Annotated in this window: 20 protein-coding genes; 6 read left to right on the forward strand and 14 right to left on the reverse strand. The window is 41.3% G+C overall.

Annotated features, from left to right (window positions below; genetic code table 11):
* Positions 1-105 precede the first annotated feature (105 nt).
* Complete coding sequence (locus FD724_RS20365) at positions 106-1,443, reverse strand: NAD(P)/FAD-dependent oxidoreductase (RefSeq protein WP_114081285.1); 1,338 nt, start codon at positions 1,441-1,443, stop codon at positions 106-108.
* 234 nt (positions 1,444-1,677) lie between these two features.
* The gene (locus tag FD724_RS20370) at positions 1,678-2,604 is read right to left on the reverse strand and encodes a DUF4349 domain-containing protein (protein ID WP_179073885.1); all 927 of its coding nucleotides are present in this window, start codon (positions 2,602-2,604) and stop codon (positions 1,678-1,680) included.
* A 375-nt stretch (positions 2,605-2,979) separates the two neighbouring features.
* On the opposite strand from FD724_RS20370, the gene ilvC reads away from it, so the two are divergent.
* Positions 2,980-3,975, forward strand: coding sequence for a ketol-acid reductoisomerase (ilvC, locus tag FD724_RS20375; RefSeq protein WP_179073886.1), 996 nt, complete (start codon positions 2,980-2,982; stop codon positions 3,973-3,975).
* Between the two features lie 143 nt (positions 3,976-4,118).
* On the opposite strand, the gene FD724_RS20380 is transcribed toward ilvC, so the two are convergent.
* The 3 genes from FD724_RS20380 to FD724_RS20390 form a co-directional block, all read right to left on the reverse strand.
* Positions 4,119-4,592, reverse strand: a complete 474-nt coding sequence (locus FD724_RS20380) for an SET domain-containing protein (protein WP_179073887.1) — start codon at positions 4,590-4,592, stop codon at positions 4,119-4,121.
* An 85-nt stretch (positions 4,593-4,677) separates the two neighbouring features.
* Complete coding sequence (locus tag FD724_RS20385; RefSeq protein WP_245245949.1) at positions 4,678-5,523, reverse strand: DMT family transporter; 846 nt, start codon at positions 5,521-5,523, stop codon at positions 4,678-4,680.
* Positions 5,524-5,558: 35 nt separating this feature from the next.
* Complete coding sequence (locus tag FD724_RS20390; protein ID WP_159402525.1) at positions 5,559-5,699, reverse strand: hypothetical protein; 141 nt, start codon at positions 5,697-5,699, stop codon at positions 5,559-5,561.
* Positions 5,700-6,304: 605 nt separating this feature from the next.
* Here FD724_RS20390 and FD724_RS20395 point away from each other — a divergent pair.
* Positions 6,305-7,144, forward strand: coding sequence for a sterol desaturase family protein (locus FD724_RS20395; RefSeq protein ID WP_179073888.1), 840 nt, complete (start codon positions 6,305-6,307; stop codon positions 7,142-7,144).
* Positions 7,145-7,482: 338 nt separating this feature from the next.
* Here the strand turns inward: FD724_RS20395 and FD724_RS20400 are convergent, their stop codons facing one another.
* From FD724_RS20400 to FD724_RS20420, 5 genes are all read right to left on the reverse strand, one after another.
* Positions 7,483-7,977, reverse strand: coding sequence for a DUF427 domain-containing protein (locus FD724_RS20400; protein WP_114081279.1), 495 nt, complete (start codon positions 7,975-7,977; stop codon positions 7,483-7,485).
* Positions 7,978-8,219: 242 nt separating this feature from the next.
* The gene (gene ovoA / locus FD724_RS20405) at positions 8,220-9,557 is read right to left on the reverse strand and encodes a 5-histidylcysteine sulfoxide synthase (RefSeq protein WP_179073889.1); all 1,338 of its coding nucleotides are present in this window, start codon (positions 9,555-9,557) and stop codon (positions 8,220-8,222) included.
* A 657-nt stretch (positions 9,558-10,214) separates the two neighbouring features.
* Complete coding sequence (gene egtD / locus FD724_RS20410) at positions 10,215-11,189, reverse strand: L-histidine N(alpha)-methyltransferase (RefSeq protein WP_179073890.1); 975 nt, start codon at positions 11,187-11,189, stop codon at positions 10,215-10,217.
* Between the two features lie 1,158 nt (positions 11,190-12,347).
* Entirely contained in the window at positions 12,348-14,504 is a 2,157-nt protein-coding gene (locus FD724_RS20415) for a polyribonucleotide nucleotidyltransferase (protein ID WP_179073891.1), read from the reverse strand.
* A gap of 101 nt (positions 14,505-14,605) precedes the next feature.
* The gene (locus tag FD724_RS20420; protein ID WP_179073892.1) at positions 14,606-15,151 is read right to left on the reverse strand and encodes a GNAT family N-acetyltransferase; all 546 of its coding nucleotides are present in this window, start codon (positions 15,149-15,151) and stop codon (positions 14,606-14,608) included.
* A 142-nt stretch (positions 15,152-15,293) separates the two neighbouring features.
* Here FD724_RS20420 and FD724_RS20425 point away from each other — a divergent pair, with 142 nt between their 5' ends.
* Together FD724_RS20425 and FD724_RS20430 are read left to right on the forward strand one after the other, a co-directional pair.
* A complete protein-coding gene (locus tag FD724_RS20425) occupies positions 15,294-18,563 on the forward strand; it encodes a DEAD/DEAH box helicase (RefSeq protein WP_179073893.1) in 3,270 nt (1,089 codons plus the stop codon).
* A gap of 99 nt (positions 18,564-18,662) precedes the next feature.
* On the forward strand, positions 18,663-19,499 hold the full coding sequence (locus FD724_RS20430) for an SWIM zinc finger family protein (protein ID WP_179073894.1): 837 nt from the start codon (positions 18,663-18,665) through the stop codon (positions 19,497-19,499).
* 55 nt (positions 19,500-19,554) lie between these two features.
* On the opposite strand, the gene FD724_RS20435 is transcribed toward FD724_RS20430, so the two are convergent.
* The 4 genes from FD724_RS20435 to psbD all read right to left on the reverse strand — a co-directional run bounded on the left by FD724_RS20435 (position 19,555) and on the right by psbD (position 22,968).
* Positions 19,555-20,199, reverse strand: a complete 645-nt coding sequence (locus FD724_RS20435) for a Uma2 family endonuclease (protein WP_179073895.1) — start codon at positions 20,197-20,199, stop codon at positions 19,555-19,557.
* Positions 20,200-20,220: 21 nt separating this feature from the next.
* Positions 20,221-20,406, reverse strand: a complete 186-nt coding sequence (locus tag FD724_RS20440; protein ID WP_069070310.1) for a PCP reductase family protein — start codon at positions 20,404-20,406, stop codon at positions 20,221-20,223.
* A gap of 131 nt (positions 20,407-20,537) precedes the next feature.
* Positions 20,538-21,929 carry a photosystem II reaction center protein CP43 gene (gene psbC, locus FD724_RS20445; protein WP_179073896.1) on the reverse strand — a complete coding sequence of 464 codons (1,392 nt, stop codon included), beginning with the start codon at positions 21,927-21,929 and terminating at the stop codon, positions 20,538-20,540.
* Positions 21,913-22,968, reverse strand: a complete 1,056-nt coding sequence (gene psbD / locus FD724_RS20450; protein ID WP_012409998.1) for a photosystem II D2 protein (photosystem q(a) protein) — start codon at positions 22,966-22,968, stop codon at positions 21,913-21,915. Before psbD ends, psbC begins: the two co-directional genes overlap by 17 nt.
* Before the next feature lie 680 nt (positions 22,969-23,648).
* Here psbD and FD724_RS20455 point away from each other — a divergent pair.
* Together FD724_RS20455 and FD724_RS20460 are read left to right on the forward strand one after the other, a co-directional pair.
* A complete protein-coding gene (locus FD724_RS20455) occupies positions 23,649-24,218 on the forward strand; it encodes a photosystem I assembly protein Ycf4 (protein ID WP_179073897.1) in 570 nt (189 codons plus the stop codon).
* 121 nt (positions 24,219-24,339) lie between these two features.
* The gene (locus FD724_RS20460) at positions 24,340-25,125 is read left to right on the forward strand and encodes a peptidylprolyl isomerase (RefSeq protein WP_179073898.1); all 786 of its coding nucleotides are present in this window, start codon (positions 24,340-24,342) and stop codon (positions 25,123-25,125) included.
* The last annotated feature ends 119 nt before the right edge of the window (positions 25,126-25,244 follow it).

Consider the following 25,244-nt stretch of genomic DNA (forward strand, 5'->3'; position numbering starts at 1 on the left):
GGCGGGGAGTGGGGAGTGAAGAAGGGAATAGGGTAAAGGTTACAGGGTACAGATTATTCCTTATCACCTATCACCTATCACCTGTCACCTATCACCTCTTGCCAATTAGACATTTACAGGCTGTTTATTATCGGCTGAAATTACAAACTCCGTGATTGATTCTTTACCTGTAATCAATCTTGCTCCGCGATTACGGGTAAAGTAATTCCACGCCCACTGAATCATTACTACTAATTTGTTGTCAAATTCAATTAAGAAGTAGATGTGAATCACTAGCCAAAACAGCCATGCAAAGAAACCTTTCAGCTTGATAAAGCCCAAATCGACTACAGCAGAATTGTGCCCAATCATTGCTAAACTACCATGATCTGTATAAGCAAAAGGTGGCAAACTTTTACCTGCAAGTCTCTGTTGGACTAATGTTGCCACATATTCACCTTCTTGCTTGGCTACAGGTGCAACACCCGGTAGAGGTTTACCATTTTGATGAGAAAAATTTGCTAAGTCGCCAACTACAAAAATATTGGGATGTCCCTTAATACTCAAGTCAGGTTCAACAATAATCCGTCCAGCGCGATCGCACTCAGCACCTGTGCGTTCTGCTAACACTTTTCCCATTGCTGAAGCTTTTACACCTGCTGCCCATAATACCGTTTTTGAGGCAATTTCTTTAACTTCATCGCCTTGTTTGAGGGTAACAGTATCATTTTCAATATTCGTTACCAGTGTTTTTGTCTGGACAACCACCCCCAAGCGCGTCAGGGATGCTTCCGCTTCTTGTGATAACTCTGGTGCAAAGGGTGGCAGAATCCGATCCAAACCTTCTAATAGCAAAATCTTCGCTTCTGAAGTGTCGATGTTGCGGAAATCTTCTTTGAGGGTTTGATTTGCCAATTCTGCGATCGCACCCGCTAACTCTACACCAGTTGGGCCACCACCCACAATTACAAAGGTTAACCAAGCACGGCGTTTTTCTGGATCGGTTTCTTTTTCTGCGGCTTCAAAGGCTGAAAAAATCCGGCTACGCATTTCTATGGCATCTTCTACAGTTTTCAAGCCTGGGGCAAATTCTTCCCAGTTATCTTTGCCAAAGTAGGAATGCTTTGCACCTGTGGCAACAATCAACGTATCGTAAGCTATTGCTTCATCGCCCACAGTCACTTGTTTTGCTTCTGGATCGATATTATTCACCTCTCCCAGCAGCACTTTCGTATTCTTGCTCTTGCTGAGGACAGAACGCAACGGTGAAGAAATATCAGCCGGAGATAGCGCACCTGTGGCGACTTGATATAAAAGGGGTTGAAATAGATGAAAGTTACGTTTATCGATGAGAGTAACGTTTACTGCTGCCTTGGCGAGTGTTTTTGCCGCATACAGTCCTCCAAAACCACCACCAACAATAACTACTTTATGAGGTGGATTATTGTCAAGAGAATTTACCATAAGAAATATTATCCGGTATTCTGACTATTGTAACTATTCTTAACAAATTTGTATCAAAATTGTCATCATATATTTTGTATTCCTGTTTACATTTGAAGAATGATTAAAGCAATCAAAACTACAAGATAAATAGAACTTTTAAAGATAGAGGGTTAGACAATAAGATTTGGCAATATTTAACATACTCTTTGCTTATGTAAATTTATCAACGGTAGATGTAGGATTTATGCAAATTCATTCAGAACGAGTTGATTCTGGTGTTTGTGTCAAACGTAGTGAATGAGTTCGCCGCCAACGGTTAAAGCCATAGATAAGAGCAGCAAAAATTAACAAATAGGGACTGTAAACAATTAACCAAATACCCAGTTTGAGTAAGCCAACAGAAAATGCACTCAAAGAATGGGTAGAGTTATTCCAAGTTTCCTGAACTTGCAAACCAAAAGCAGGTTGGGGACTGGTGCTAGAAACTGCTGCTTCTAGGTTCAGCGTAATTGTGGAATAAGCAACTTGATTTTTGAGGTTTTTCAGTTGGGCATCAATTTGTTCTATTGTTTGTCTGACATTACTCAATTCTTGGGAGACACTAAGCACATCTCTAACAGAACCCGCCCGATCCATAATTTTTTGCAAATTGGCTTCAGTTTTTTGCAAATTTGTTAATCTGGCTTGGAAATCCACCAGGCGATCGCCTACATCTTCCGCAGTAATATTACGACTCTCAACAGTGCCCAATTTAGCTAGCTGTTCTAGGGTAGGTTCTAGCCGATCCTCTGGTATCCGCAATTGGATTGTTGCTGTGTAACGCGGGTTGTCACTTTTGGGTTGTTGTTGTTTCAACCCGATTAAATCCCCTTGCTGTTGATTGATAATTTGCGAAACAGCATCAACAGTTTTATCTACAGAGTTGACAGTCAAAGAGATTGCTGCTTTTTTGATGAGTTGGGGGCGAGAACGGGCTATTGGTGCAGTTTCCGCCTTTTGGGAAATCCTGCTTTCGCTAGCCGGTGCAGATGCTGAATTTCCCGCGCTATCAGCCGCAATTCGAGGTAACTGCTTATTTGCTAACTGAGAGGAAGAGGCACAACTAGTGAAAATCAACCCTCCTAATAATGCACTCACAAATAAAGCAGATGTGCGCGGCAATTTAGTCGAAGCGTACATAATCTATCCTTAGATGGATGAAGTTAAACCTAGTATTGCTGAAAGAATACTCAAAACCTGTATTGTTGCGATTTATGTAACAGGTTTGTCATTTGTAATTTGTCATTTGTCCCTTGCTCCCCTTAGTCCAAAGAGATAAATTGAATTATTTAGCGCCGTGTGCAACTTTTTTTCAAACCTTACCCCCAGCCCCTTCCCTGCTAGCGTTGGGGAGCAAGAATCAAAGCCTCTCTCCGTTTCGGGGAGAGGAATGGAAGTAGGGTTCTAAGAATAAGTTGCACATCGCGTTATTTATAGTCATCTGTGTTACTCAATTTGAGGTACAATCGTAAGCCTGCCAATAAATGACGATGCTTGCTGACAGGAGATGCTTCTATGGCCCGGATGTACTATGACGAAGATGCCAATTTAGACCTTTTGGCTGGAAAAACTATTGCTATCATCGGCTATGGTTCTCAAGGTCATGCCCACGCTCTCAATCTCAAAGATAGTGGTTTGAATGTGATTGTGGGACTATATCCGGGTAGTAAGTCAGTAGCAAAAGCTGAGGCTGCTGGGTTAACTGTGAAGAATGTCGCAGATGCTGCCAATGCTGCTGACTTCATCATGATTTTGTTACCTGATGAAGTCCAAAAAACGATTTACAAAAACGAGATTGAACCCAATCTAGAAGAAGGAAATGTGTTAGCTTTTGCCCACGGTTTCAATATTCACTTTGGGCAAGTTGTACCACCAGATAATGTAGATGTGGTGATGGTAGCACCAAAAGGGCCGGGGCATTTGGTACGGCGGACTTATGAAGGTGGGGAAGGTGTACCAGCGCTGTTTGCAGTTTATCAAGATGCTAGTGGTCAGGCACGCGATCGCGCCATGTCTTATGCTAAAGGTATTGGTGGTACTCGCGCTGGTGTTCTCGAAACCACTTTCCGCGAAGAAACCGAAACCGATTTATTTGGCGAACAGGCAGTATTGTGCGGTGGTTTGAGTGCTTTAATCAAAGCCGGATTTGAAACTTTGGTAGAAGCTGGTTATCAACCAGAATTGGCTTATTTTGAATGTCTGCATGAAGTCAAGCTGATTGTTGACTTGGTTGTAGAAGGCGGTTTAGCTAAAATGCGCGACAGCATTTCTAACACTGCTGAATATGGTGATTACACCCGTGGGCCAAGGATTGTTACCGAACAAACCAAAGCTGAAATGCAAAAAATTCTCAGCGAAATTCAATCTGGGCAATTTGCACGAGAATTCGTTCTAGAAAACCAAGCTGGTAAACCAGGATTTACCGCCATGCGTCGCAAAGAATCTGAACACAAAATTGAGGAAGTTGGTAAAGATTTACGCGCTATGTTTAGCTGGTTGAAAAAAGCTTAAGCAAAACAAGGATCTGAATGTAGAGACGTTGCAATGAAACGTCTCCACAATGATTTTGAAATTACGCAAAATTATTTTTCATACTGCTATAGATGTTATTTAAAATGCGTAGAATAGGTGCATTTTAAATAACATCTTTTGCTTTAGATTTTGAGATAATCTGCAATGTACTCTCCATAGCGATCGCGCAACATTTGTTCGCGTAATTTGAATCCTAATGTTTTTCCTCGACAGGATAGAGATTTGCACAAGCACCGCGAGACAGCTATTGATTCATATTCAGTGGTTTCGTAGTCCCAGGTAATTTCGTCACCTGCTTCGATATCGCCCAAAGCAACGAAGTCATATCCCCCAAACAGATTGTTGCTTACACCAGTATTTGGATCGCAAGAATGATTAATTACGACAGCAGGCTCATCTAGGTTGACATACAAATTAAAATCCATCTGAAAGGAATAAATTGTTCGTTGGGGAACTTCTTCAATTGGGATACCCACCACAACAGTTTCCCCTTTGGCAAATTTTTTCGTAGCAAATACTCCTCTTCCTTTTGCTGTTTCCTGAATCGTGACATGAAAATTGAGCTTTACAGCTGAAATTGACTCTATTGTATTCATAGATAAAGACCCACTATGTTTAAATTTCTTGCTTCCAAATTTCAAACTTGGCTTAGTTTGATTTCACTTTCGAGGTGAAAGCTCGTTAACTGCTCTGTACCTCAACTTTTGCTTCCGGCTCAAGCTTTTGAGGGCTTTGACTTAGAAGCAGAGCAACTAAGACAAGAATCGCGCCAATTAGACCGCGTATTCCCAGATGTTCTCCAAGTAGCCAAAACGAAAAAATTGTGGCGAACAATGGCTCAAGTGTATAAAGTAAAGCTGTTTCGTCGGCTGAAACCCATTGCTGTGCCAATGTTTGCAGCCAGATAACAGCAGCCGTCGCCAACAGACCTAAGTAGACAATTACTCCCCAATGCTGGTGAATTACCTCAAATTGGTTAAGAATTTGGGTATTATTCCAGAGCAGACCTAGCACCGCAATGAACAAAAGTTGAACACTGGTAAGCGTTAAGGTGGGGTGACGAGACGCAACCCGGTCTAGGAAAATTATGTAGCCTGCATAGACAAAAGCATCAACGAACATCAACAGATCGCCAATTCCTAGTTCTCCCCCTTCCCAAAACATCACGCCAATACCGATCACAGCGACTCCAGCAGCTAGGAAAGTTCTCAACGGTACGCGCTGACCACTCAGCCATGCTAGTAGCGGGACGATGAGTGCGTTCAAACTGCCAATGAATGCAGCTCGATTCGCTGGTATAGTCTTGAGTGCAATTGTTTCTATAGCTAAGAAAAAGAACAGGAAAAGACCTAGTACTGTACCATCACGAAGTAAAAGTGCGTTAATATTGCGTAAATTTACAGCAAAAACTGCTGCTGCTATGACAAAGCGTGTAGCAATCAATGCACTTGGTGGAAGATTACTAACGATGTCTTTAGTCAATGGAAAAGTTGTAGCGCTAATTACATTAACAAGGATAAGCAGCATTATTCCTTTTAAACGCAACGTATTTTCAATTTGCATCAAATTAATTGATTGAATAATGTTTCTTTACATCCATAGAGAATGCGATCGCATAGAGAATGTTGGTTTTCCTGTATCCAGTCAGCGCCTTCTGAATTGAGGATTTTTAGTTGGGAAAGTTCTACTAAGTAAGTTGGCACAATAAAAACAAACTATGTAAATAAAAATGAACTAGCCTAAAACCCTTATACCTATTGCCTGTTGTCTATTCCCTATTGCCTTATCCCAACGACAATTATTCACGCCCACTTAACTTAATCTGATTTTGGTAATTTCATGTCTTTTTTCACATTGCAATTAAAAGGTAAAACAAGTTCGCATTAATCCAATCCAAATTGTATCATTTGCTGCGTTATGTTTAAAATTTCTAATCACTAAAAATCTCCTAGTCACAAAAATTATGTCACTAAGTAGATAGCGATAAAATAATTACAAATGTTAGTAGACTGAAAATTTTTGCGATCGCCTAATTGATACCTGCAAATCAGATTGCTACATTGCGCTTCTCATATACTGCGGTAAGCTGCTACACATCATCTATGGATGCGATGATTTTGGTATCACTTCCATTTCTCTTTCCTAAAAGGAGAGAGGCTTTGAGGCTTAGTCACCAACGCTAGCCAGAAGGGGCTGTTCTTATCCTATACAATTGAGAAACCCTATTTATAATCTGGTGAAATCCAAAAATAAATAATTTATACTTGCAAAAAGGCTTTAATCCCATAACTACTAAAAGGATGCAGGTATGAGAAAGTTTTTTAATTTCTGCTTCGAGGTTGAATTTTATCTAAAAATTGCTATTACTTGCACTATTGTTCAGCAAATATTTTATTGGTTGTTGCACAATATAGAACTCAATTTTATAACTCAAGTGCTGTTATACTGGCTTGTTGGTTCTATTTCATTTTATAGCATTGGTCTTTTCATCGAAAAGGTAATTAAAAAGAATGATAATTTAAGAGAGAAACTAACTGCCAGAGTTAAGAAAGTCAAAACACAACCATTTCCTTCATTTACTGCCAAAGGCATCATTACTGGAGAAATCAAAAGTTTCATAGCAGCTTTAATTATCCTCTACATAGCGCCAGAGGTAAATAGAGGAAATAGTTTGCTCTCAAATTTTGGATGGTTTTTGATGAGAATAATTGTTGCTGATTTCTGTTTTTACGTTTCCCATTCGCTACTTCACAGAAAATTTTTACAAAAAATACATTTAAAACATCATGAGTTTGCCGACTCATCAAGTTTTGTAGCTGGACATAAGAGTTTAACTGAATATATTATTGTTACTATTACAGACCTTTTGCCTATCTTTATATTTGGGTATGACATCACCCAACTATGTGCTTGGACTATTATAGGTAATGCTTACAACCTTGAAGGTCATAGTTCCTTATCAATATTTTTTGTTCCATCAGATTTTCACGATCTTCACCACAGTTGTTTCAAGAGAAACTATGGAATTCAAGGATTTTGGGACAGGTTATTCAACACCCTAAACCCTCCTACAAAGAAGCCAGGAATTATGTTCCCTATAGCTTATTTGGAGCATATCACCATGAAGTTGTCTAAGACTTTAGATTGATTAAGAACTTTAAATATAGAGAACCCATCTTTTGATTTTTGGCTACAGTGTACACACAAGTCTTTTAAAGTTCTTCTACAAGCTTTTGATTCTCCCAACTCCCCTTTTTAAGGGGGAAAATTTTCTTAAAGTCCTCCAATTTATCAGAGAATTTAGGATAATCTGAAACATTTATTGTTGAAAGATGTGTGTACACCATAGCTGATTTTTGGAGAGATAAAGCGTAGTTTGACGGGGTTGGTTGCAATGAATCTAGGAATCCTAAATAATTGTCTAAACTCGATATTCATGAGGCAAAATTTTCAAGAAATTCTGACTCATTAATTTTATGTCAAAAATTACCACCCCATTGTTCCTGGACTACCTTTAAATGGCCCGACAATATCAGAGGTAATCCATCCCCCATAAAAATCACCGGGTTGAGACATAACTAGCTCATCATTTACATAGCAAGCATCCATTAAACTAGGGTAAAAAGCATAATATTCTTGAATCGTTACAAAATCAGGTGTGGGGTCAAAATATCGCCAAGCAGCGTTATTTATATACTTATCACCGATGCTAATATCATAATATTGACACTTGCCTTTCCATTCACACCAAGTTTTTTTAGGTGTTTCTATTAGATATTCTAGTTTAATGTCTTCAGAAGGAATGTAATAAGAAGGAGGATGGCTAGTTTCTATGACCCTTTTAGCTTTACTTGTTTCTGCTAAAACAATATTATTAACAATTATCCGAATTGATTTGTTTGTATCTTCTAAACGAGCCGGACGCGGATAATCCCAAACTGACTCTTGACCGGGTTGTGGAGGAATAGGATTTGGTCTCATAGTTAATAATTTCCTGTTTTTACGTTGCCATTAAAATACAAAGGTAGTTCGCATGAATCCAATTCCATTTTAGGGTAATTTTTCGTACTATTCCTCCTAGATTTTGGGCTAGTAATATGTTTGCTGTCTCAGCAACATATTGAGCCTGATCGTTACAGGGAGAAATGGAAAATGTAAAAACTGCTATTCTGTAACTATTAGTAGCCTGCAAAAAATTATTTTTCTAAAACCTCATGTCAGCGTTAATGCTTGATATCTTGAACAATCCTAAAACCGGCGTGTTGATAAAAATTAGGACGGAACCAGTTGCGATAATATTTTAAAGCTTCTGTACCGTTAGTTATCCAGCATCCTCCTAACATCATCTGATGTTTATTATCAAAAAATATTGCAGAATTATCTTCGTAAAGAAAATGAGGCTTATATCCTGACAAAGGATTTAAATTATCACTCAAGTGTTCCCAAATATTTCCGCGTAAATCGTACAATCCAGAATAACTTTTCGCGGTTTCTAACATTCCCACTGGACTAGGTGAGCCAAATTTTAGATTGACATTGTAATTGTCTACATCTTCTACCAAAGCGCTACTATAAGTTGCTAAATGATATTCAGCTTCACTCATTAAACGGGTATTTTTACCTTGCCAACGACAGTAAGCTAATGCTTCATAGTGATTGACCTCTACAGGCCAATCTAAGGGTAAGTCGATTTCATCAAACATGGCTCGATACTTGTAACTGCCATTTTGAGGTATCCAAAATTTGGGATATTTGATGTTGTTTTCAGTTTTCCAATGCCAAGATTCTTCATCCCAATACGCTTGATTGTCGTAGCCACCAGACTTGACAAAATAACTAAAATCTGCATTAGTAATCAGATATTTACTGGCTAAAAAAGATTCTACTTCAACAGTGCGATCGCCATAATCAATATCCCATCCATAAGTTGGATCATTAAAGGCTTTACCCAGCTTTACTACCCCACCAGCAACTCGTATCATTTCGTTTTGAGCAGTGTAGCCATTAAAAGGGGCATATTGCCAGTTTTGAGGGCATTTCACTCTCTCAACTGGTAGTTGGCGAATTAACATCGAAGAGGTTTCAATATGAATACGCTGATGTTCAATCCCCATCATTAAAGCCCAGAGGGGATGAGTAGGGTGAATTGGTAGCGTAATCGGAGTAGTTTTAATTACTTCGGAAATTACTGTATATGCTTGTTTTCGATACTCCCAAGTTTGTGCAACTTGTGGCCATTCTAAATGAGCGATCGCTTGATTTAATTCCTCTGGTACTTCTGGATCAACTCCAATTTCAAATAGGATTTCATAGTCTGGATTAATCCTTTTTTCTAATAATCCAACGCTAATTAATTTATTGATGTAGAAAACAGCCGAGTGCCCCAGATAGAAAATTAGAGGGTTTCTCAAAGGATCGGGATTGAGATAAAATGTATCTTCTCCTATTAAAGTTTTCATCAGCATATCTTCTAGTTGCCAAGCATTCTCAAAATAATCGAGGATAACTTGGCGATCGCAACTATCTAGTTTAGGCGGATGAGTAGATTGAAGACTGTTCATGATATAACTCAATTGCTATTAGATATACGATTAACTCTGGTTGATTTACTTGACATTAATCAAAAAGTTGTTAATGTTAATTGTTGATTGCATTCCGACTTTGTTTATTTTTTCCAGATATGTTGAATTTTCATAAATGAAACATATTCATGAACAAACAAATGCCACTTACTTAAGCATTTATAAAATGGCTAAAAATACTGAGATATTGTAGGATGATCAATGCCTATCCGCCTTAAGTAAGTGCCATTTATGAACAAACCATAAGCTATGGAAGTTAAGGTTTAAGAGGATGTTTGAAAAGTTTTCTTCTCGGTGACAAAACATTCTAGATCCCCCTAAATCCCCCTTAAAAAGGGGGACTTTGATTCCGGTCCCCCCCTTTTTAAGGGGGGCTAGGCAGGGTGGATTAATTGTGCGGAGAGAAAATTTGTAATCCCCGTAACCTCGTCAGCCTGCTAACAGGGGAACTGGATTTATGAACGCAAGAATGAGGGTTTTAATTTTTCTCTCTAGACAATTAATCCACCCTGCTTTTTAAGGGGGGCTAGGGGGGATCAGTTAGTGCCTAAAATCACAGTCAACCACTTTTCAAACAACCTCTAACAGCTAATTCACGGATATGTCTATTTAAATTCAAATTTTGGTAAGCAAAATTTAAGCTTGGCAAAGAATTAACCCAAACCACTGATTGGGATCTGTCCAAGTTTTCAGAGTCTTGAGTCCATGTGTCTCCAGTTGTTTTTGCATAATTACTAAATCAAACTTGCGAGAAATTTCGGTGAGAATGCTCTCTCCATCTGTAAAGCCAACTTGCAAATCTAGCGCTTCTAAAGATACCTCATGACTCTTTTGGCAATGCAGATACATTTCTATTTGAGCATCATTTTGATTATAAATAGCTTGGTGAGTGAATAAGCTGATGTCAAAATTACCTTGAAAACGCCAATTTAAATGAGAAAGGATATTTAAATTAAAAGCAGCCGTTACTCCCTGACTATCATTATAAGCTGGCTCTAAAATTTCTTTGGGTTTTTGTAAATCAATCCCCAAAAGAAAGTAGTCACCTGCTTGCAAAGTCCTAGTAATTTGGCTTAAAAAATTATCACATTCTCGTGGATTAAAATTCCCAAGAGAACTGCCTAAGAAAAAAATCATCCGTGATGCTGCAAATGTTGATTCTAGCTTCGTCAAGGCTTGTTCGTAGGTTCCTATTAATCCCTCAACAAAGAGATTTGGATATTTATGTTGTAATTTTATTACGCTAGATTTAAGGATGCCATGACTAACATCAATGGGTATATATCTACAGTGGCTTGCAATTTTTTGGTAAGCATCTAGCAAAAAAAGAGTTTTTGTAGAACTGCCACTGCCTAACTCTACAAGTTCACAATTACCTGTTATCTGAGCTATTTCATCGGCATATTGGCGTAAAATCCATGCTTCTGTTCGTGTTGGGTAATATTCTGATAATTCACATATTTGTTCAAATAGTTCTGAACCGTAATCATCATAAAAATATTTAGGGGGTAAAGTTTTGGGACTTTGAATTAATCCTTGGATGACATCTTCACCTTCATTGTTGAGAACTCGATCGTTCTCATTAAGAGATTTTAGATATGTAGCTAACATTGTGTCAATATATTTAGTTCTGAATGAAGTACTTAATATGACATATTTAGTACTTTAATAGCAAGGCTTATTTGTAGGTAATTAACAATGAATTAAAATACGAAAAATCTCTCGATTTAGTGTGGTATTAAAGCAGCTTTTACTAATTTCATATTTGTTAATTAATTGAAATGTGGGCTGATAAATAAGTCGATAGGAATAGACATAACTACACTGTTAGAGTTAAACATTATCTACTACTAAAAAATGGCAAAGTACATAAGTTACCTTTATCGATGACAGGGCGAACGCACGGGATTTCTGAAACCCTTGCTGGGCAAGGATCTTGATGAAAAAATAGGCTAAATTAAAAAACGCCAAAACCCTTGCTATTAAAGGATTCTTATACTTTAGATGCGTTTGCCCTGTTATCGATGATAATTTAAAGTTTAGTTAAAAATAATTAAAGCTTTGGTAGTGATCGCAAAATTCAAAGAACTCTTATTTTTATGTTAATAGATAACTAAAGGTTATCGAAAATGAGTTTTATCAAATGCCAAGCTATCTATTTTTTTTTCATAAAATTTAAATGATTTGCGAGCGCCTAAATTAAAAAAGTTGTGTTTTTATACCGTTTTTTGCTTAACTTTTCTCCTGTCAAAGAAGCTCGCTATGCTAGGGTGTATACACAAGTATTTTAAAGTTGTCTCACAGCATTTAGATTCCCCCTACGGTAATAGGAACCAAGGTCTCCCTTTTTTAGGTGGATTTAGGAGGATCTAACGTCGTTTTGTACCTTGTACAGAGTTGTATGTACACCATAGCTTAAAAGGAGAAAGGGTTTGAATTTTACTGCCCTTCTCTACAATTTCAATGCAATTGATAATCGCTATATGGTATTAAGTAGGTAATTAAAATTAAAGATAATAGTAAAATTAAACATAAAATAAAATCCTACTTTTGAGGGATGAATCGCTCAAAAGTAGGATTGTTAGGGTTAAAGCCCTTACTACAAACTTTAATTTATTTAGGCTTAGTTACTTATCTTTTATAGTCATCAGAGAGATTTACAAGTATGAGTTTTAATAAATTTCGTGCAACTAATTTTGAGAAGCATACGGCGATGCCTTCACAGTAGGCATCGCGGATTTTAGATAAAATCTAAAATCCCAAATCGAGTTACCGATTCACCGCCGCAGCTTCTCTTGCTGCTGCTGCTTGATCTGGGTGGATACCCAAGCGGGTGAGATTAATCCGACCTTTGTTATCAATTTCACGGACTTTGATAATCACTTCATCGCCCACCGCTACTTCATCCTCAACTTTGCCAACGCGGTAGTCAGCTAGTTGTGAGATGTGGATCATCCCTTCTTTCCCAGGCAGAAATTCCACAAATGCACCTATCGGTATAATCCGAGTAATACGTCCTGCATAGACATCCCCTTCGTGGAGCTTGCGAGTCATACCTTGGATAATGTTTCTGGCTCTCTTCGCCTTGTTCTCATCCACAGCCGAAATTGTCACGGTGCCATCATCTTCGATGTCAATTTTTGCACCAGTTTCCTCTGTGATGCCCTTAATAGTCTTGCCTCCAGGCCCGATGACCAGACCAATCATGTCTGAGTCAATCTTGATTGTTAACAGACGTGGGGCATAAGGTGAGGTTTCAGTCCGTGGCACATCGATGCAGGCGAGCATTTTCTCCAGGATGTGCAACCTAGCTGCTTTGGCTTGGTGGACGGCTTGGGAAATAACATCCAACGACAAACCGGGGATTTTCATATCCATTTGCAAGGCGGTAATTCCGGTATCCGTCCCGGCAACCTTGAAGTCCATATCGCCCAAAAAGTCTTCAATGCCCTGAATGTCGGTGAGGATTCGCACTTCGTCCCCATCCTTAATCAGACCCATTGCTGCACCACTGACGGGTTTGAGAATTGGTACACCAGCATCCATGAGGGCGAGGGTAGAACCGCAGACTGAACCCATTGAGGTGGAACCGTTGGAAGAAAGTACTTCTGATACGATGCGAATCACGTAGGGAAATTGTTCTTTTGACGGTAACACAGGAATTAGCGATCGCTCTGCTAATGCCCCGTGACCAATTTCACGCCTTCCTGGTGAACGCATTGGCTTGGTTTCCCCGACTGAGAACGGCGGGAAGTTGTAATGATGCAGGTAACGCTTATGTTGGTCTAACTGCATATCATCGTTGAGGTTTTGAGCATCCCCAGGTGTACCCAAAGTACAAGTGGATAATACCTGAGTTAGTTCCCGATTAAATAAACCGCTACCGTGGACTCGCTTTGGTAAAACACCAACTAAACAAGAAACACGTCGCACTTCATCAAGTTTACGACCATCAACGCGAACATTATCTTCGATGATTTGCCGCCGCATGAAGTATTTGGTAATGTCTTTAAAAGTGTTACCAAGTGCCTTGCTATTTGCAGTTGCCGCAACTCGAATTGGATCTTCTTCTGGCAGTTCCTTAATCGTCGTGGCAATTTCATCCTTGACGACATCTAAAGCTGCATCGCGTTCGGGTTTGGTAAAGGTAAATTGAGAGAGGATTTTCTTAATCTGACCGTTAGCGCGATCGCGGATATAATTTTCTAGCGTCTGGTCTACTTCTGGTGGTGCTTCTTGCACTATCACTAAGCCCAGTTCTGCTACTAAATCTTGCTGCGCTTTGATTAAGTCCCGCACTGCTTCATAACCAAAGTCAATCGCCTCGATGATATCTCGCTCTGGCAACTGATTGGCTCCCGCCTCCACCATGATTACGCCATGTGGAGAACCGGCTACTACCAGATCCAAATCTCCGGCTTCAATTTCTGCATAAGTGGGGTTAATAATGAAATCATCTCCCACTAAACCAACGCGAACTGCTGCCATTGGCCCATTAAAAGGAATCTGGGCAATCAGGGTAGCGATGGAAGCGCCTGTAACTGCTAATACATCGGGTGGAACCAACTCGTCCATCGATAGTGTTAAGGCGATAATTTGCAGGTCATCCCGTAACCATGAGGGGAACAAGGGACGCATGGGACGGTCTATAAGACGGCTGGTGAGAATTGTTTTTTCTGGTGGACGACCTTCCCGCCGCATGATCCCTCCGGGAATCCTACCAGCTGCATACAGTCTTTCTTCGTAATCTACTGTGAGGGGAAGAAAATCAATGCCTTCTCTGGCTTGCGATCGCGTAGCTGTCACTAAAACGGATGTGTCCCCTGATTCTATCAAAACCGACCCACCTGCCTGGGGAGCTAGTAAGCCTACTTTCAGTCGAATATCCCTTCCATCGAAGGATATTGACTTATCAACTTCTGCCATTCAGTTCTTTTTCCTTCTCTTTCGCTATTCTCTTTCTGTGGCAATCCTAACATTTATGCACTAGGGCTGACTTCTAGTACATACAAAGATAAGAGTTGTCATCAATCCAAAGCACGATACATCATCAGCGCGTCTACCACCTGTTCATTATCTAGCTTCGCCGCACGAGGAATTCGCCCAATAATCTCAAATCCTAACGACTGCCAAAGGGTAATTGAAGGTATATTAGTTTCAAAGACCAAATTGAACATTACTGCTTCGTAGCCCAGGTTTGCTGCTATCAAGAGCATAGCCTCCCCCATGAACCGCCCGATACCCTGACCGCGCAACCCAGGTTGTACAATAAAACCAGCGTTGCAAATATGGCAACACCGACCGGGGAAGTTTGGTTTTAAATAAAACGCCCCCAATATTTCTTTGGGTTTGTGTGTAGCATCCAAAACAGATGTCCTGACAACAAAGGCATCCTTGCTTAACCAGTAAGTTGAAAATTCTGCCTGAGATAGAGGTTGCCTTTGGGGATAAGTTTTACCTTCAACAATTACAACATTGAGTAATGCTCTTACAACCTCCTGTTCTTGAGGATGAATATAATCTAGTTCTACTTTTATGTTATTTTTTATAACTTTAACAATGGGGAAATCCATTACTAATAATATTGATGCAGAATGATTATTTGAAAATTATTTGTATGCAATAATTTGATTATAAATGCTATTGGCAAGATTTAATAGTTAGAGCTTTGCGAGTTAAATTATTTAATTTTACAAGAATCTGAGTAGTTAGCAAATGGCGATTTTACACGGTAATTGGTTACTAAAAAGTCAAAAGGGTTGTTTATTTATTTGGGGAGAAACTTGGCGATCGCCACGAGTCAATTTAGAGTCTAGTGAAACTGGAGATATCCCACCACATCCATTGGCAATGACATCAGTGGAGTTGAGTGAGTGGTTGGTTTCTCAGAAGATGGCCATTACCAAATTTATCCAGCAACCCCAAGTTGCAAATGCTACTACTGGGCGAACACGAAAAGCCGCCAGTGCCACTGAGATCAGTTTACCAACGCATTCACATATAATTGCCCTACCAACTTATATTCCCGAAGAGAGTACAGAAGGAACATCTGCAATTTTCCCTGTGCATTCTGCCAGCTTGGGGCTAGAAACAGACTCTCCGCAATATTTGCAACCGTGGCGGGTTGAAGGTTTTTGTCTCAACCCCAGCGAGGCAGTAAAATTTCTCGCTGCTATTCCCTTAAATGCTGCAAAAGGTGAAGATGCTTTTTTAGGAGGAGATTTACGTTTTTGGTCGCAAGTTTCCCGATGGAGTTTAGATTTAATTTCACGGTGTAAGTTTTTACCAAGAATTGAACGGCAATCAGACGGTGCATTTGCTGCTAAATGGCAAGTACTTCTAGACAGTGCTGTAGATGGAACTCGCCTAGAAAAATTTTCTGCGGATATGCCGTTGGTTTGTCGGACTTATCAGGGAGATGGGGGAGACAAGGAGACAAGGGGACAAGGGGACAAGGAAAATAACCATGCCGAATGCCTAATATATGTAGACTTTCCAGCCGAACCTCAAGAATTACTTTTGGGATTTCTCAACAGTACGATAGATACGCAAGTGCGAGGGATGGTAGGTTCTCAGCCTCCAATGGAAGCTAAAGCGATGGCATCTTTACCCGGTGGGGTGCGACAGTGGTTGCAAGCTTTAACTAGTGCATCTCATACAGTTAACGCAGATTCAATTGAAGTGGAACGACTGGAAGCAGCATTGAAAGCTTGGACAATGCCGCTACAGTACCAATTAACTCTTAAAACTCTATTTCGTACCTGTTTTCAACTGCGTTCTCCAGAGTCTGGTGAAACAGATTGGACATTGGCGTATTTTCTGCAAGCAGCTGATGATCCTGAGTTTTTAGTGGATGCGGCAACTATTTGGAACAATCCAGTTGAACGATTGGTTTATGAAAATCGGACAATTGAGCAACCACAGGAAACCTTTTTGCGAGGTTTGGGGCTAGCTTCTCGATTATATCCAGCGATCGCACCCAGTTTTGAAACCGAATATCCCCAATCTTCTCGGATCACTCCCATGCAAGCTTATGAGTTTATCAAAGCTGTAGCTTGGAGGTTAGAAGACAGTGGTTTAGGAGTAATTTTGCCTCCTAGTTTGGCGAACCGCGAAGGATGGGCGAATCGTTTGGGTTTGAAAATTACAGCCGAAACCCCAAAGAAAAAGCAGGGACGTTTAGGATTGCAAAGTCTACTAAATTTCCAATGGCAATTGGCAATTGGTGGACAAACTATTTCTAAAGCTGAGTTTGATAAACTTGTGGCTTTAAATAGTCCGCTAGTGGAAATTAACGGCGAGTGGGTGGAATTGCGGCCTCAAGACATTAAGACAGCCCAAACTTTTTTTACCACTCGCAAAGATCAAATGGCCCTTTCCCTGGAAGATGCCTTGCGTTTCAGTACAGGAGATACCCAGGTAATAGAAAAATTACCAGTGGTCAGCTTTGAGGCATCTGGGGCATTGCAAGAGTTAATTGGGGCGTTAAGTAATAATCAAGCGATCGCACCTTTACCCACACCAGAAGGCTTTAAAGGGCAGTTGCGACCTTATCAAGAACGAGGTGCTGCTTGGCTGTCATTCTTGGAACGTTGGGGCTTAGGCGCGTGTCTCGCCGACGATATGGGACTCGGCAAAACCGTGCAGTTCATCGCTTTTTTGCTACATCTTAAAGAACAGGATGCACTAGAAAATCCAACACTATTAGTTTGTCCAACTTCGGTTTTAGGTAACTGGGAAAGGGAAGTCAATAAATTTGCACCAAGCCTGAAAATTTTACAATATCACGGCGACAAACGCCCAAAAGGGAAAGCGTTTTTAGAAGCAGTAAAAAAGCACGATTTAATCGTTACCAGCTACTCACTGCTTCATCGAGATATCAAGTCATTGGAAAGTGTCTCTTGGCAGATAATTGTTTTGGACGAAGCTCAGAATGTGAAAAATCCAGAGGCCAAACAGTCAAAAGCAGTGCGGCAATTAGAAGCTACATTTCGCATTGCATTGACGGGGACACCTGTAGAAAATAGACTGCAAGAACTCTGGTCTATTTTAGATTTTCTGAATCCTGGCTATTTAGGCAATAAGCAATTTTTCCAACGTCGGTTTGCCATGCCAATTGAAAAGTATGGGGATACAGCTTCTTTGGGTCAATTGCGTTCATTAGTGCAACCATTTATACTGCGGCGATTGAAAAGCGATCGCGACATCATTCAAGACTTACCAGATAAGCAAGAAATGACCGTATTTTGCGGTCTGACTGGTGAACAAGCCGCACTTTATCAACAAGTTGTAGAACAATCTTTAGTAGAGATTGAATCTGCTGAAGGATTGCAACGTCGGGGGATGATTTTGGCTTTACTAATCAAACTCAAACAAATCTGCAATCACCCAGCCCAATACTTGAAACAAGCGACATTAGAGCAACATAATTCGGCTAAACTTCTGCGGCTAGAAGAGATGTTAGAAGAAGTTTTAGCAGAAGGTGACAGAGCTTTAATTTTCACACAATTTGCTGAGTGGGGTAAATTACTTAAACCCTATTTAGAAAAACAGCTTGGGCGAGAAATATTCTTTTTATATGGTAGCACCAGCAAAAAACAACGAGAGGAAATGATCGACCGTTTCCAACACGACCCTCAAGGGCCACCGATTATGATTCTTTCTCTGAAAGCGGGTGGAGTAGGACTGAATTTAACACGAGCAAATCATGTATTCCACTTTGATAGATGGTGGAATCCAGCCGTGGAAAATCAAGCCACAGATAGAGTATTTCGGATTGGTCAAACCCGGAATGTGCAAGTACATAAATTTGTTTGTACTGGCACTTTAGAAGAAAAAATTCATGACATGATTGAAAGTAAAAAACAACTAGCTGAACAAGTTGTGGGTGCTGGTGAAGAATGGTTGACAGAACTAGATACAGACCAACTCCGCAACTTGCTAATACTCGATCGCAGTGCAGTAATTGACGATGATGCAGAATAAGTTCGTAGTAAAGACTTTAGTCCTTGATTTGAGCGCTAAAGCGCTCACTACGAACTCACACTGATATAGCAGCAGACTACTAAGTTTTGAAATTGACTTATGACTAATTACACATTACAAGCAAGCCGAGAATGGTGGTCGCAACAATGGTTAGACTTACTAGATTCTTATCGCTTTAAAAAACGTTTAGAACGTGCGAGAAATTATGCCCGTCAAGGAAATGTTTTGAGCATCGAATTTAAAGGCGCAAAAGTATTAGCTAGGGTGCAAGGTAGTGAAGTAGAGCCTTACAAAGTTTCCCTTTCCCTTGAACCCTTTAGTGATGAACAGTGGGGTTATGTAATTGAAACCATGTCCCAAAGGGCAATTTTTGCTGCCAAGCTACTAGCAGGAGAAATGCCACAAAATATAGAAGAAGTGTTCACGGCAAATGGTCTTTCGATATTTCCTTTTACCCTTGGTGATGTCCAGAGTAAATGCTCTTGTCCTGATAAAGCAAATCCCTGTAAACACATTGGTGCGCTGTACTATCAGTTAGGCGATCGCTTCAGTGAAGACCCCTTTGTATTATTTCAATTACGCGGACGCACCAAAGAGCAAATTATCAGCGATTTACGTCACTTACGTAGCGCTAAGATTCAACCCAATACTACAGAAACGCCCGATATTCAACAGTCAATTCCTAATAACAAATACTCGGTAAAAATTGATTCTTTCTGGCAATACAATGAGCCACTAGAGTCATCATTAGTAGTGATTGCGCCTTCCACTAATGAGATGGTATTAGATGTATTAGGAGCAATCCCCCTAGCAAAAGAAGAGGAAAACGCAGTAAGTTCAACTTCAAGTGATGTGGTAATGAAGTATTTGAATACAATTTACAGAGATGTGAGCCAGAAGGCTTTTTTAGCAGCAATGAATGTGGGAGGAAGTTGATACTAATTCGTAATTCGTAATGGGCTACGCCCCGCGACGCTAACGTAATTCGTAATTATGAATTAGGTTGATTGGGTAGTTCAATCTTCACCCATTCCCGCACTGCTTGACGAATTGCCCTTCTACCATTTGCCCGATTTTGCTCAATCAGTTTTGGCAGATACCGAATTGCTAAATTAGGAAACACTAGACTATTTTCTGACTCGACATATTCCCCATTTTGTAGGAGATAAATCTTGAGTTCACCAGAATCATAACACCAGAGTTCTGGTACTCCCAAGCGGGCATAAATGGGAAAACGATTTAGCGACTTACTAGTAACATCAATTTCCAGTGCCAAATCAGGCGGTGGGTCTTGTCTCAAGTCTAGATCCAATCTACCCCGAATCGCAGCTTCATTCTGGAAATAGAAGCAGTTATCTGACTCTACCCCTGCCATTCGGCTTTCTCGCTTCCAAGTAGTCGAGCCATAACTTTCATAGTCTATAGCCAACTCTTCAGCGATATCTTGAACTGCGATACTAATTACCTCTTTGTAATATTCGTGTTCTGGTAAAGGTGTCATAATTTCTAAGGTAGTGCGATCGTAAGCTAACCGTGCTGCCCGATGCTCTCCCAAGTCTTTTAGAAGATTTTCAAACTGTTGCCAGCTAATGTCGTAAAGCATTACTCGGTCTGCTCGATTTTTGGCGACTGTCATTGTTATGACCTCCAGAATGTTTTATTGTCCAAACTCAAGCCTAGCCTGTTCTACCAAATCAGCCGTCACAACTTCTTGTCCTGCTTCACGGGCTAGTTGTTCAATTCTGGCTTTAGCTTGAGAGCGGACAAAAAAGGGAATATTTTGCAATTTTTCCTTAGCTTCAGATGTCCATCGTAAAGCATCAATAAAATTGGAATCGCTCATGGTATTAATGACCTTGGTAAGTCCTTCAGTTTAATCAATAGGTTTACTAATTTTCCTATAAAAAAAGCCCTTGCTTTTACGCAAGAGCTTTTAAATTATTTAGTTGTCAGTAATGAAATAAACTTTACAACCTAATCTAGGTCGTCCATAAACATTACTGGCTCAGTATCACGGTTAATTCCTTTCTCAAAACCACCAGCCGCAGCCCGTGCGCGACCAGCGTGCCACAAGTGACCAACTAGGAAGAAGAATCCTAGTACGAAGTGAGAAGTCGCCAACCAAGCACGAGGAGATACGTAGTTGAAGGAGTTAATTTCAGTAGCCACACCACCCACGGAGTTCAAAGAACCCAGAGGAGCGTGGGTCATGTATTCAGCAGCGCGACGAGCTTGCCAAGGCTGAATATCGTTCTTGATTTTTTCCAAGTCAAGACCATTGGGGCCACGTAGAGGCTCCAACCAAGGGCCACGGAAATCCCAGAAGCGCATGGTTTCACCACCGAAGATGATTTCACCAGTTGGAGAGCGCATCAGGTATTTACCTAGACCTGTGGGGCCTTGGGCAGAACCGACGTTAGCACCCAAGCGTTGGTCACGAATCAAGAAGGTCAAAGCCTGAGCTTGAGAAGCTTCTGGACCAGTAGGACCAAAGAATTCGCTGGGATAAACGGTGTTGTTGAACCAAACAAAGATGGATGCAATAAAGCCCATCAGTGAAAGAGCGCCCAAGCTGTAGGAGAGGTAAGCCTCACCAGACCAGATGGATGCACGACGTGACCAAGCAAAAGGCTTGGTAAGAATGTGAAAAACGCCGCCAGCAATACAGATAAAGGCAATCCAAATGTGACCACCGACCACATCTTCCAAGTTATCAACGCTAACAATCCAGCCTTCCCCACCGAAGGGAGACTTGATTACATAACCGAAGATAACTGCTGGGTTCAATGTCGGATTGGTAATAACACGAACGTCACCACCGCCTGGTGCCCAAGTGTCATACAAACCACCGAAGAACATTGCCTTTAGAACCAACAGCAAGGCACCGCATCCCAAAATAATCAGGTGGAATCCGATGATGTTGGTCATCTTGTTCTTGTCTTTCCAGTCGTAACCAAAGAAAGAAGAGTATTCTTCTAAGGTTTCTGGGCCACGGACGGCATGATAGATACCGCCAAAGCCAAGGACGGCTGAGGAAATTAGGTGGAGTACACCGACAACAAAGTAGGGGAAGGTGTCGATTACTTCACCACCAGCACCAACACCCCAACCCTGAGCGGCGAGGTGAGGTAACAGGATCAAGCCCTGCTCGTACATGGGTTTTTCAGGAACGAAGTGAGCGACTTCAAATAAAGTCATCGCTCCAGCCCAGAATACAATCAAACCAGCATGGGCAACGTGAGCGCCCAGGAGTTTGCCAGATAGATTGATTAAACGCGCGTTACCAGACCACCAGGCAAAGCCAGTAGATTCTTGGTCGCGTCCAGTGCCGCCTAATATATTTGGTCTATTAGAGAGCGTTACCACGTGGTAATACCTCCTCAGGGAATACAAATTGTTCGTGGGGTTGATCTTGAGGAGCCATCCAAGCGCGGATACCCTCGTTCAGCAAAATGTTTTTGGTATAGAAGGTTTCAAACTCAGGGTCTTCCGCCGCCCGTAATTCTTGGGAGACGAAATCATAAGCCCGCAGGTTGAGTGCTAAACCGACGATGCCGACGGCACTCATCCACAAACCTGTGACTGGCACGAACAACATAAAGAAGTGCAACCAGCGTTTGTTTGAGAAAGCAATCCCGAAAATCTGTGACCAGAAACGGTTTGCTGTCACCATTGAATAGGTTTCTTCAGACTGGGTGGGATTGAAGGCGCGGAAGGTGTTAGCACCATCACCATCTTCAAACAAGGTATTTTCTACCGTGGCTCCGTGAATGGCACACAATAATGCACCACCCAATACACCAGCAACACCCATCATGTGGAAGGGGTTGAGTGTCCAGTTGTGGAAGCCTTGCAGGAATAGCAGGAACCGGAAAATTGCCGCTACGCCAAAGCTGGGTGCAAAGAACCAGCTTGATTGTCCCAAGGGGTACATCAGAAATACGCTGACGAATACTGCAATGGGAGCTGAGAAGGCGAGGGCGTTATAAGGACGGATACCTACTAGACGCGCAATTTCAAATTGCCGCAACATGAAGCCAATCAAACCGAAGGCTCCGTGTAGGGCGACAAATGGCCACAAACCACCCAATTGGAACCAACGGGTGAGGTCGCCTTGGGCTTCTGGCCCCCATAACAGCAATAGGGAATGTCCCATGCTGTCGGCGGGGGTGGATACTGCCACTGTTAGGAAGTTAGCACCTTCTAGGTAGGAGGAGGCTAATCCGTGGGTATACCAAGAGGTGACGAAGGTGGTGCCGGTCAGCCAACCGCCTAGTGCTAGGAAAGCGCAAGGGAACAACAGTATCCCTGACCAACCTACGAATACGAAGCGATCGCGCTTGAGCCAGTCGTCTAGAACGTCAAACCACCCTCTACTGGGCGCACGTCCAACTGCGATGGTCATCGGACTAAAATCCTCTTTTTTTACTAAAATTGCAACGTTTCTAAGGCAATACGGAGAGCCAATGTAACCGGCTGCCGTGAGGAATTAACGTTTTTTTTGACAATCTCAACAGCTTAAAAGCGACTGAGATTCTGAGAAGTTGCTGACCTGTGAAATCAGCATTTCTCTTTCTTTATGCCATTACACGTACCATCGGCTAGTAATCTAGCTTGTGGTAACTTAATGATTCTTAACTTATCACACTACTCAGGGTTTTTGCCTGACACACAGAAGCAAATCAGGCATGAAACACGAACCTTATAAATAATATGAATATCAGAAATTTTACAATTTGACACAACTTTTCTCAGAAATGTAAGAAAATTTAGTCTAGATGGACGTAGGTAGGTAACTCATTCCCAAGAGGTCAAAAAGAGGTAGAGGGAAGGGAAGAAAGAATTTTTATCCGCCAGTGAGTAAAGAAATCATATAACGTCCCCTCACAAATAAATTATATGGGTCGCAGGAGGCAGGAGCGCATCTGAGTTTTTGTCAACAATGTTTGGTAAAATAATCAAGCAGCAGAGCCTCTAAAGTGTGCTTTAGTTGAATGACTAGCCTTCAATTTAGTCGAATTCTGTCTAGTAGCATTCAGTGTGCGAGTATTTCACAGCGAGTATCTCACGGGCAATTGTAGTTCAATGACGACATCAACAACGATTAACAAAGGCGATCGCCTCCTGCATCAAAATGTTCTCGGTTCTCGTCGGTTCAGTAACTACTGGTGGGCAACTATCGTTACCTTGGGAGCAAGCGGCTTTTTACTGGCTGGGATATCTAGCTACTTAAAAGTTAATTTACTCATAGTTTCCGATCCAACTCAACTAGTATTTGTCCCCCAAGGATTGGTGATGGGGTTATATGGTGCTGCTGGCTTGCTATTAGCCACATACCTATGGCTAGTGATTTTATTGGATGTAGGTGGCGGCTACAACGAATTTAATCAGGAAACTGGCACAATCAAAATCTTCCGTTGGGGTTTTCCTGGCAAAAACCGCCGAATTGAGATTGATAGCCGCATAGAAGATGTGCAATCTGTGCGAATAGCTGTCAAGGAAGGTCTTAATCCCGTTCGTGCCCTTTATCTACGCATTAAGGGGCGGCGAGATATTCCCTTAACACGAGTTGGACAACCCTTATCTTTAACAGAGTTAGAAACAGAAGGTGCGAAGTTAGCCCGCTTTTTGGGAGTATCGTTAGAAGGGCTTTAAGAGATTAGGGTAAAGGGTACAGGGTACAGATTATTCCCTATCACCTGTTAACTGTCACCTCTCCTCTAATCCCAATTCCCCTGAAAAGGATAAGATACTGTGGTTAAATCAGTAACTGGCAATGCGGTTAAAAATTTCACAATTTTTGCTTTCTCTTGTGCTTATTAGTGCTGTGATGCTTGGAGGATGTTCAACACAGCAGGTAGCTTCTAATACCTCTTCTCCAACCTCGACAGCTACCTCGACTACCCAGACGACTACTGAAGCAACATCTGTATCTCAAACTAGTAGTGAGAGTATTCCTGGAACCACTGGTTTACCACGTCTTGAAGGCAAGGCGACTGTGGTAATGACGGTTAAAGGTTCGCCCATTACTATCGAAGTAGACGGCACTGATGCCCCGATTACAGCTGGTAACTTCGTAGATTTAGTTCAAAAGGGTGTTTACGATGGTTTAGCTTTCCATCGAGTTGTACGCGAACCCCAACCGTTTGTAGTTCAAGGGGGCGATCCTCAAAGCAAAGACCCGAAAGTTCCAGCAGATCAGCTGGGAACCGGTAGCTATATTGACCCAAAAACGGGAAATGCTCGCTATATACCTTTAGAAGTTAAGCCGAAAGGTTCGGATACTCCGCTTTATAACAAACCATTTGATGCTACTGCTCAACCCGTCGTATTGCCCCATAAACAGGGTGCAGTAGCGATGGCGCGATCGCAAGCACCAGATTCGGCTTCTGCTCAGTTTTACTTTGCTTTGGCGGATCTAGCCTTTTTAGATGGTAACTACGCCGTGTTTGGCAATGTCACTCAAGGCTTGGATGTAGTGAACAAAATTCAGCAAGGCGATCGCATTGACTCTGCTAAAGTCACCCAAGGGGCTGAAAATCTGAAAACAGCAGGGCAGTAGGAAGAGAGCAGGGGGAGATGAGGGAGTAGGGTGAGATGAGGGAGTAAATGGAGCAAACAAACTCTTCATCATCTCCCTTATCCCCCTCATCCCCCTCATCCCCCTCATCCCCCTCATAC

The organism is Nostoc sp. C057, assembly GCF_013393925.1.
In the GTDB taxonomy this organism is placed as follows: Bacteria; Cyanobacteriota; Cyanobacteriia; order Cyanobacteriales; family Nostocaceae; genus Nostoc; species Nostoc muscorum_A.

Coding starts and splice junctions, on each gene's coding strand:
- FD724_RS20430 (WP_179073894.1), top strand. CDS start 18,663: ATGACTAATTACACATTACAAGCAAGCCGAGAATGGTGGTCGCAACAA.
- ilvC (WP_179073886.1), top strand. CDS start 2,980: ATGGCCCGGATGTACTATGACGAAGATGCCAATTTAGACCTTTTGGCT.
- FD724_RS20370 (WP_179073885.1), bottom strand. CDS start 2,604: ATGTACGCTTCGACTAAATTGCCGCGCACATCTGCTTTATTTGTGAGT.
- FD724_RS20420 (WP_179073892.1), bottom strand. CDS start 15,151: ATGGATTTCCCCATTGTTAAAGTTATAAAAAATAACATAAAAGTAGAA.
- FD724_RS20440 (WP_069070310.1), bottom strand. CDS start 20,406: ATGAGCGATTCCAATTTTATTGATGCTTTACGATGGACATCTGAAGCT.
- FD724_RS20455 (WP_179073897.1), top strand. CDS start 23,649: ATGACGACATCAACAACGATTAACAAAGGCGATCGCCTCCTGCATCAA.
- FD724_RS20365 (WP_114081285.1), bottom strand. CDS start 1,443: ATGGTAAATTCTCTTGACAATAATCCACCTCATAAAGTAGTTATTGTT.
- FD724_RS20415 (WP_179073891.1), bottom strand. CDS start 14,504: ATGGCAGAAGTTGATAAGTCAATATCCTTCGATGGAAGGGATATTCGA.
- egtD (WP_179073890.1), bottom strand. CDS start 11,189: ATGTTAGCTACATATCTAAAATCTCTTAATGAGAACGATCGAGTTCTC.
- FD724_RS20380 (WP_179073887.1), bottom strand. CDS start 4,592: ATGAATACAATAGAGTCAATTTCAGCTGTAAAGCTCAATTTTCATGTC.
- FD724_RS20460 (WP_179073898.1), top strand. CDS start 24,340: ATGCGGTTAAAAATTTCACAATTTTTGCTTTCTCTTGTGCTTATTAGT.
- FD724_RS20425 (WP_179073893.1), top strand. CDS start 15,294: ATGGCGATTTTACACGGTAATTGGTTACTAAAAAGTCAAAAGGGTTGT.
- ovoA (WP_179073889.1), bottom strand. CDS start 9,557: ATGAACAGTCTTCAATCTACTCATCCGCCTAAACTAGATAGTTGCGAT.
- FD724_RS20435 (WP_179073895.1), bottom strand. CDS start 20,199: ATGACAGTCGCCAAAAATCGAGCAGACCGAGTAATGCTTTACGACATT.
- FD724_RS20385 (WP_245245949.1), bottom strand. CDS start 5,523: ATGCTGCTTATCCTTGTTAATGTAATTAGCGCTACAACTTTTCCATTG.
- psbD (WP_012409998.1), bottom strand. CDS start 22,968: ATGACCATCGCAGTTGGACGTGCGCCCAGTAGAGGGTGGTTTGACGTT.
- FD724_RS20400 (WP_114081279.1), bottom strand. CDS start 7,977: ATGAGACCAAATCCTATTCCTCCACAACCCGGTCAAGAGTCAGTTTGG.
- FD724_RS20395 (WP_179073888.1), top strand. CDS start 6,305: ATGAGAAAGTTTTTTAATTTCTGCTTCGAGGTTGAATTTTATCTAAAA.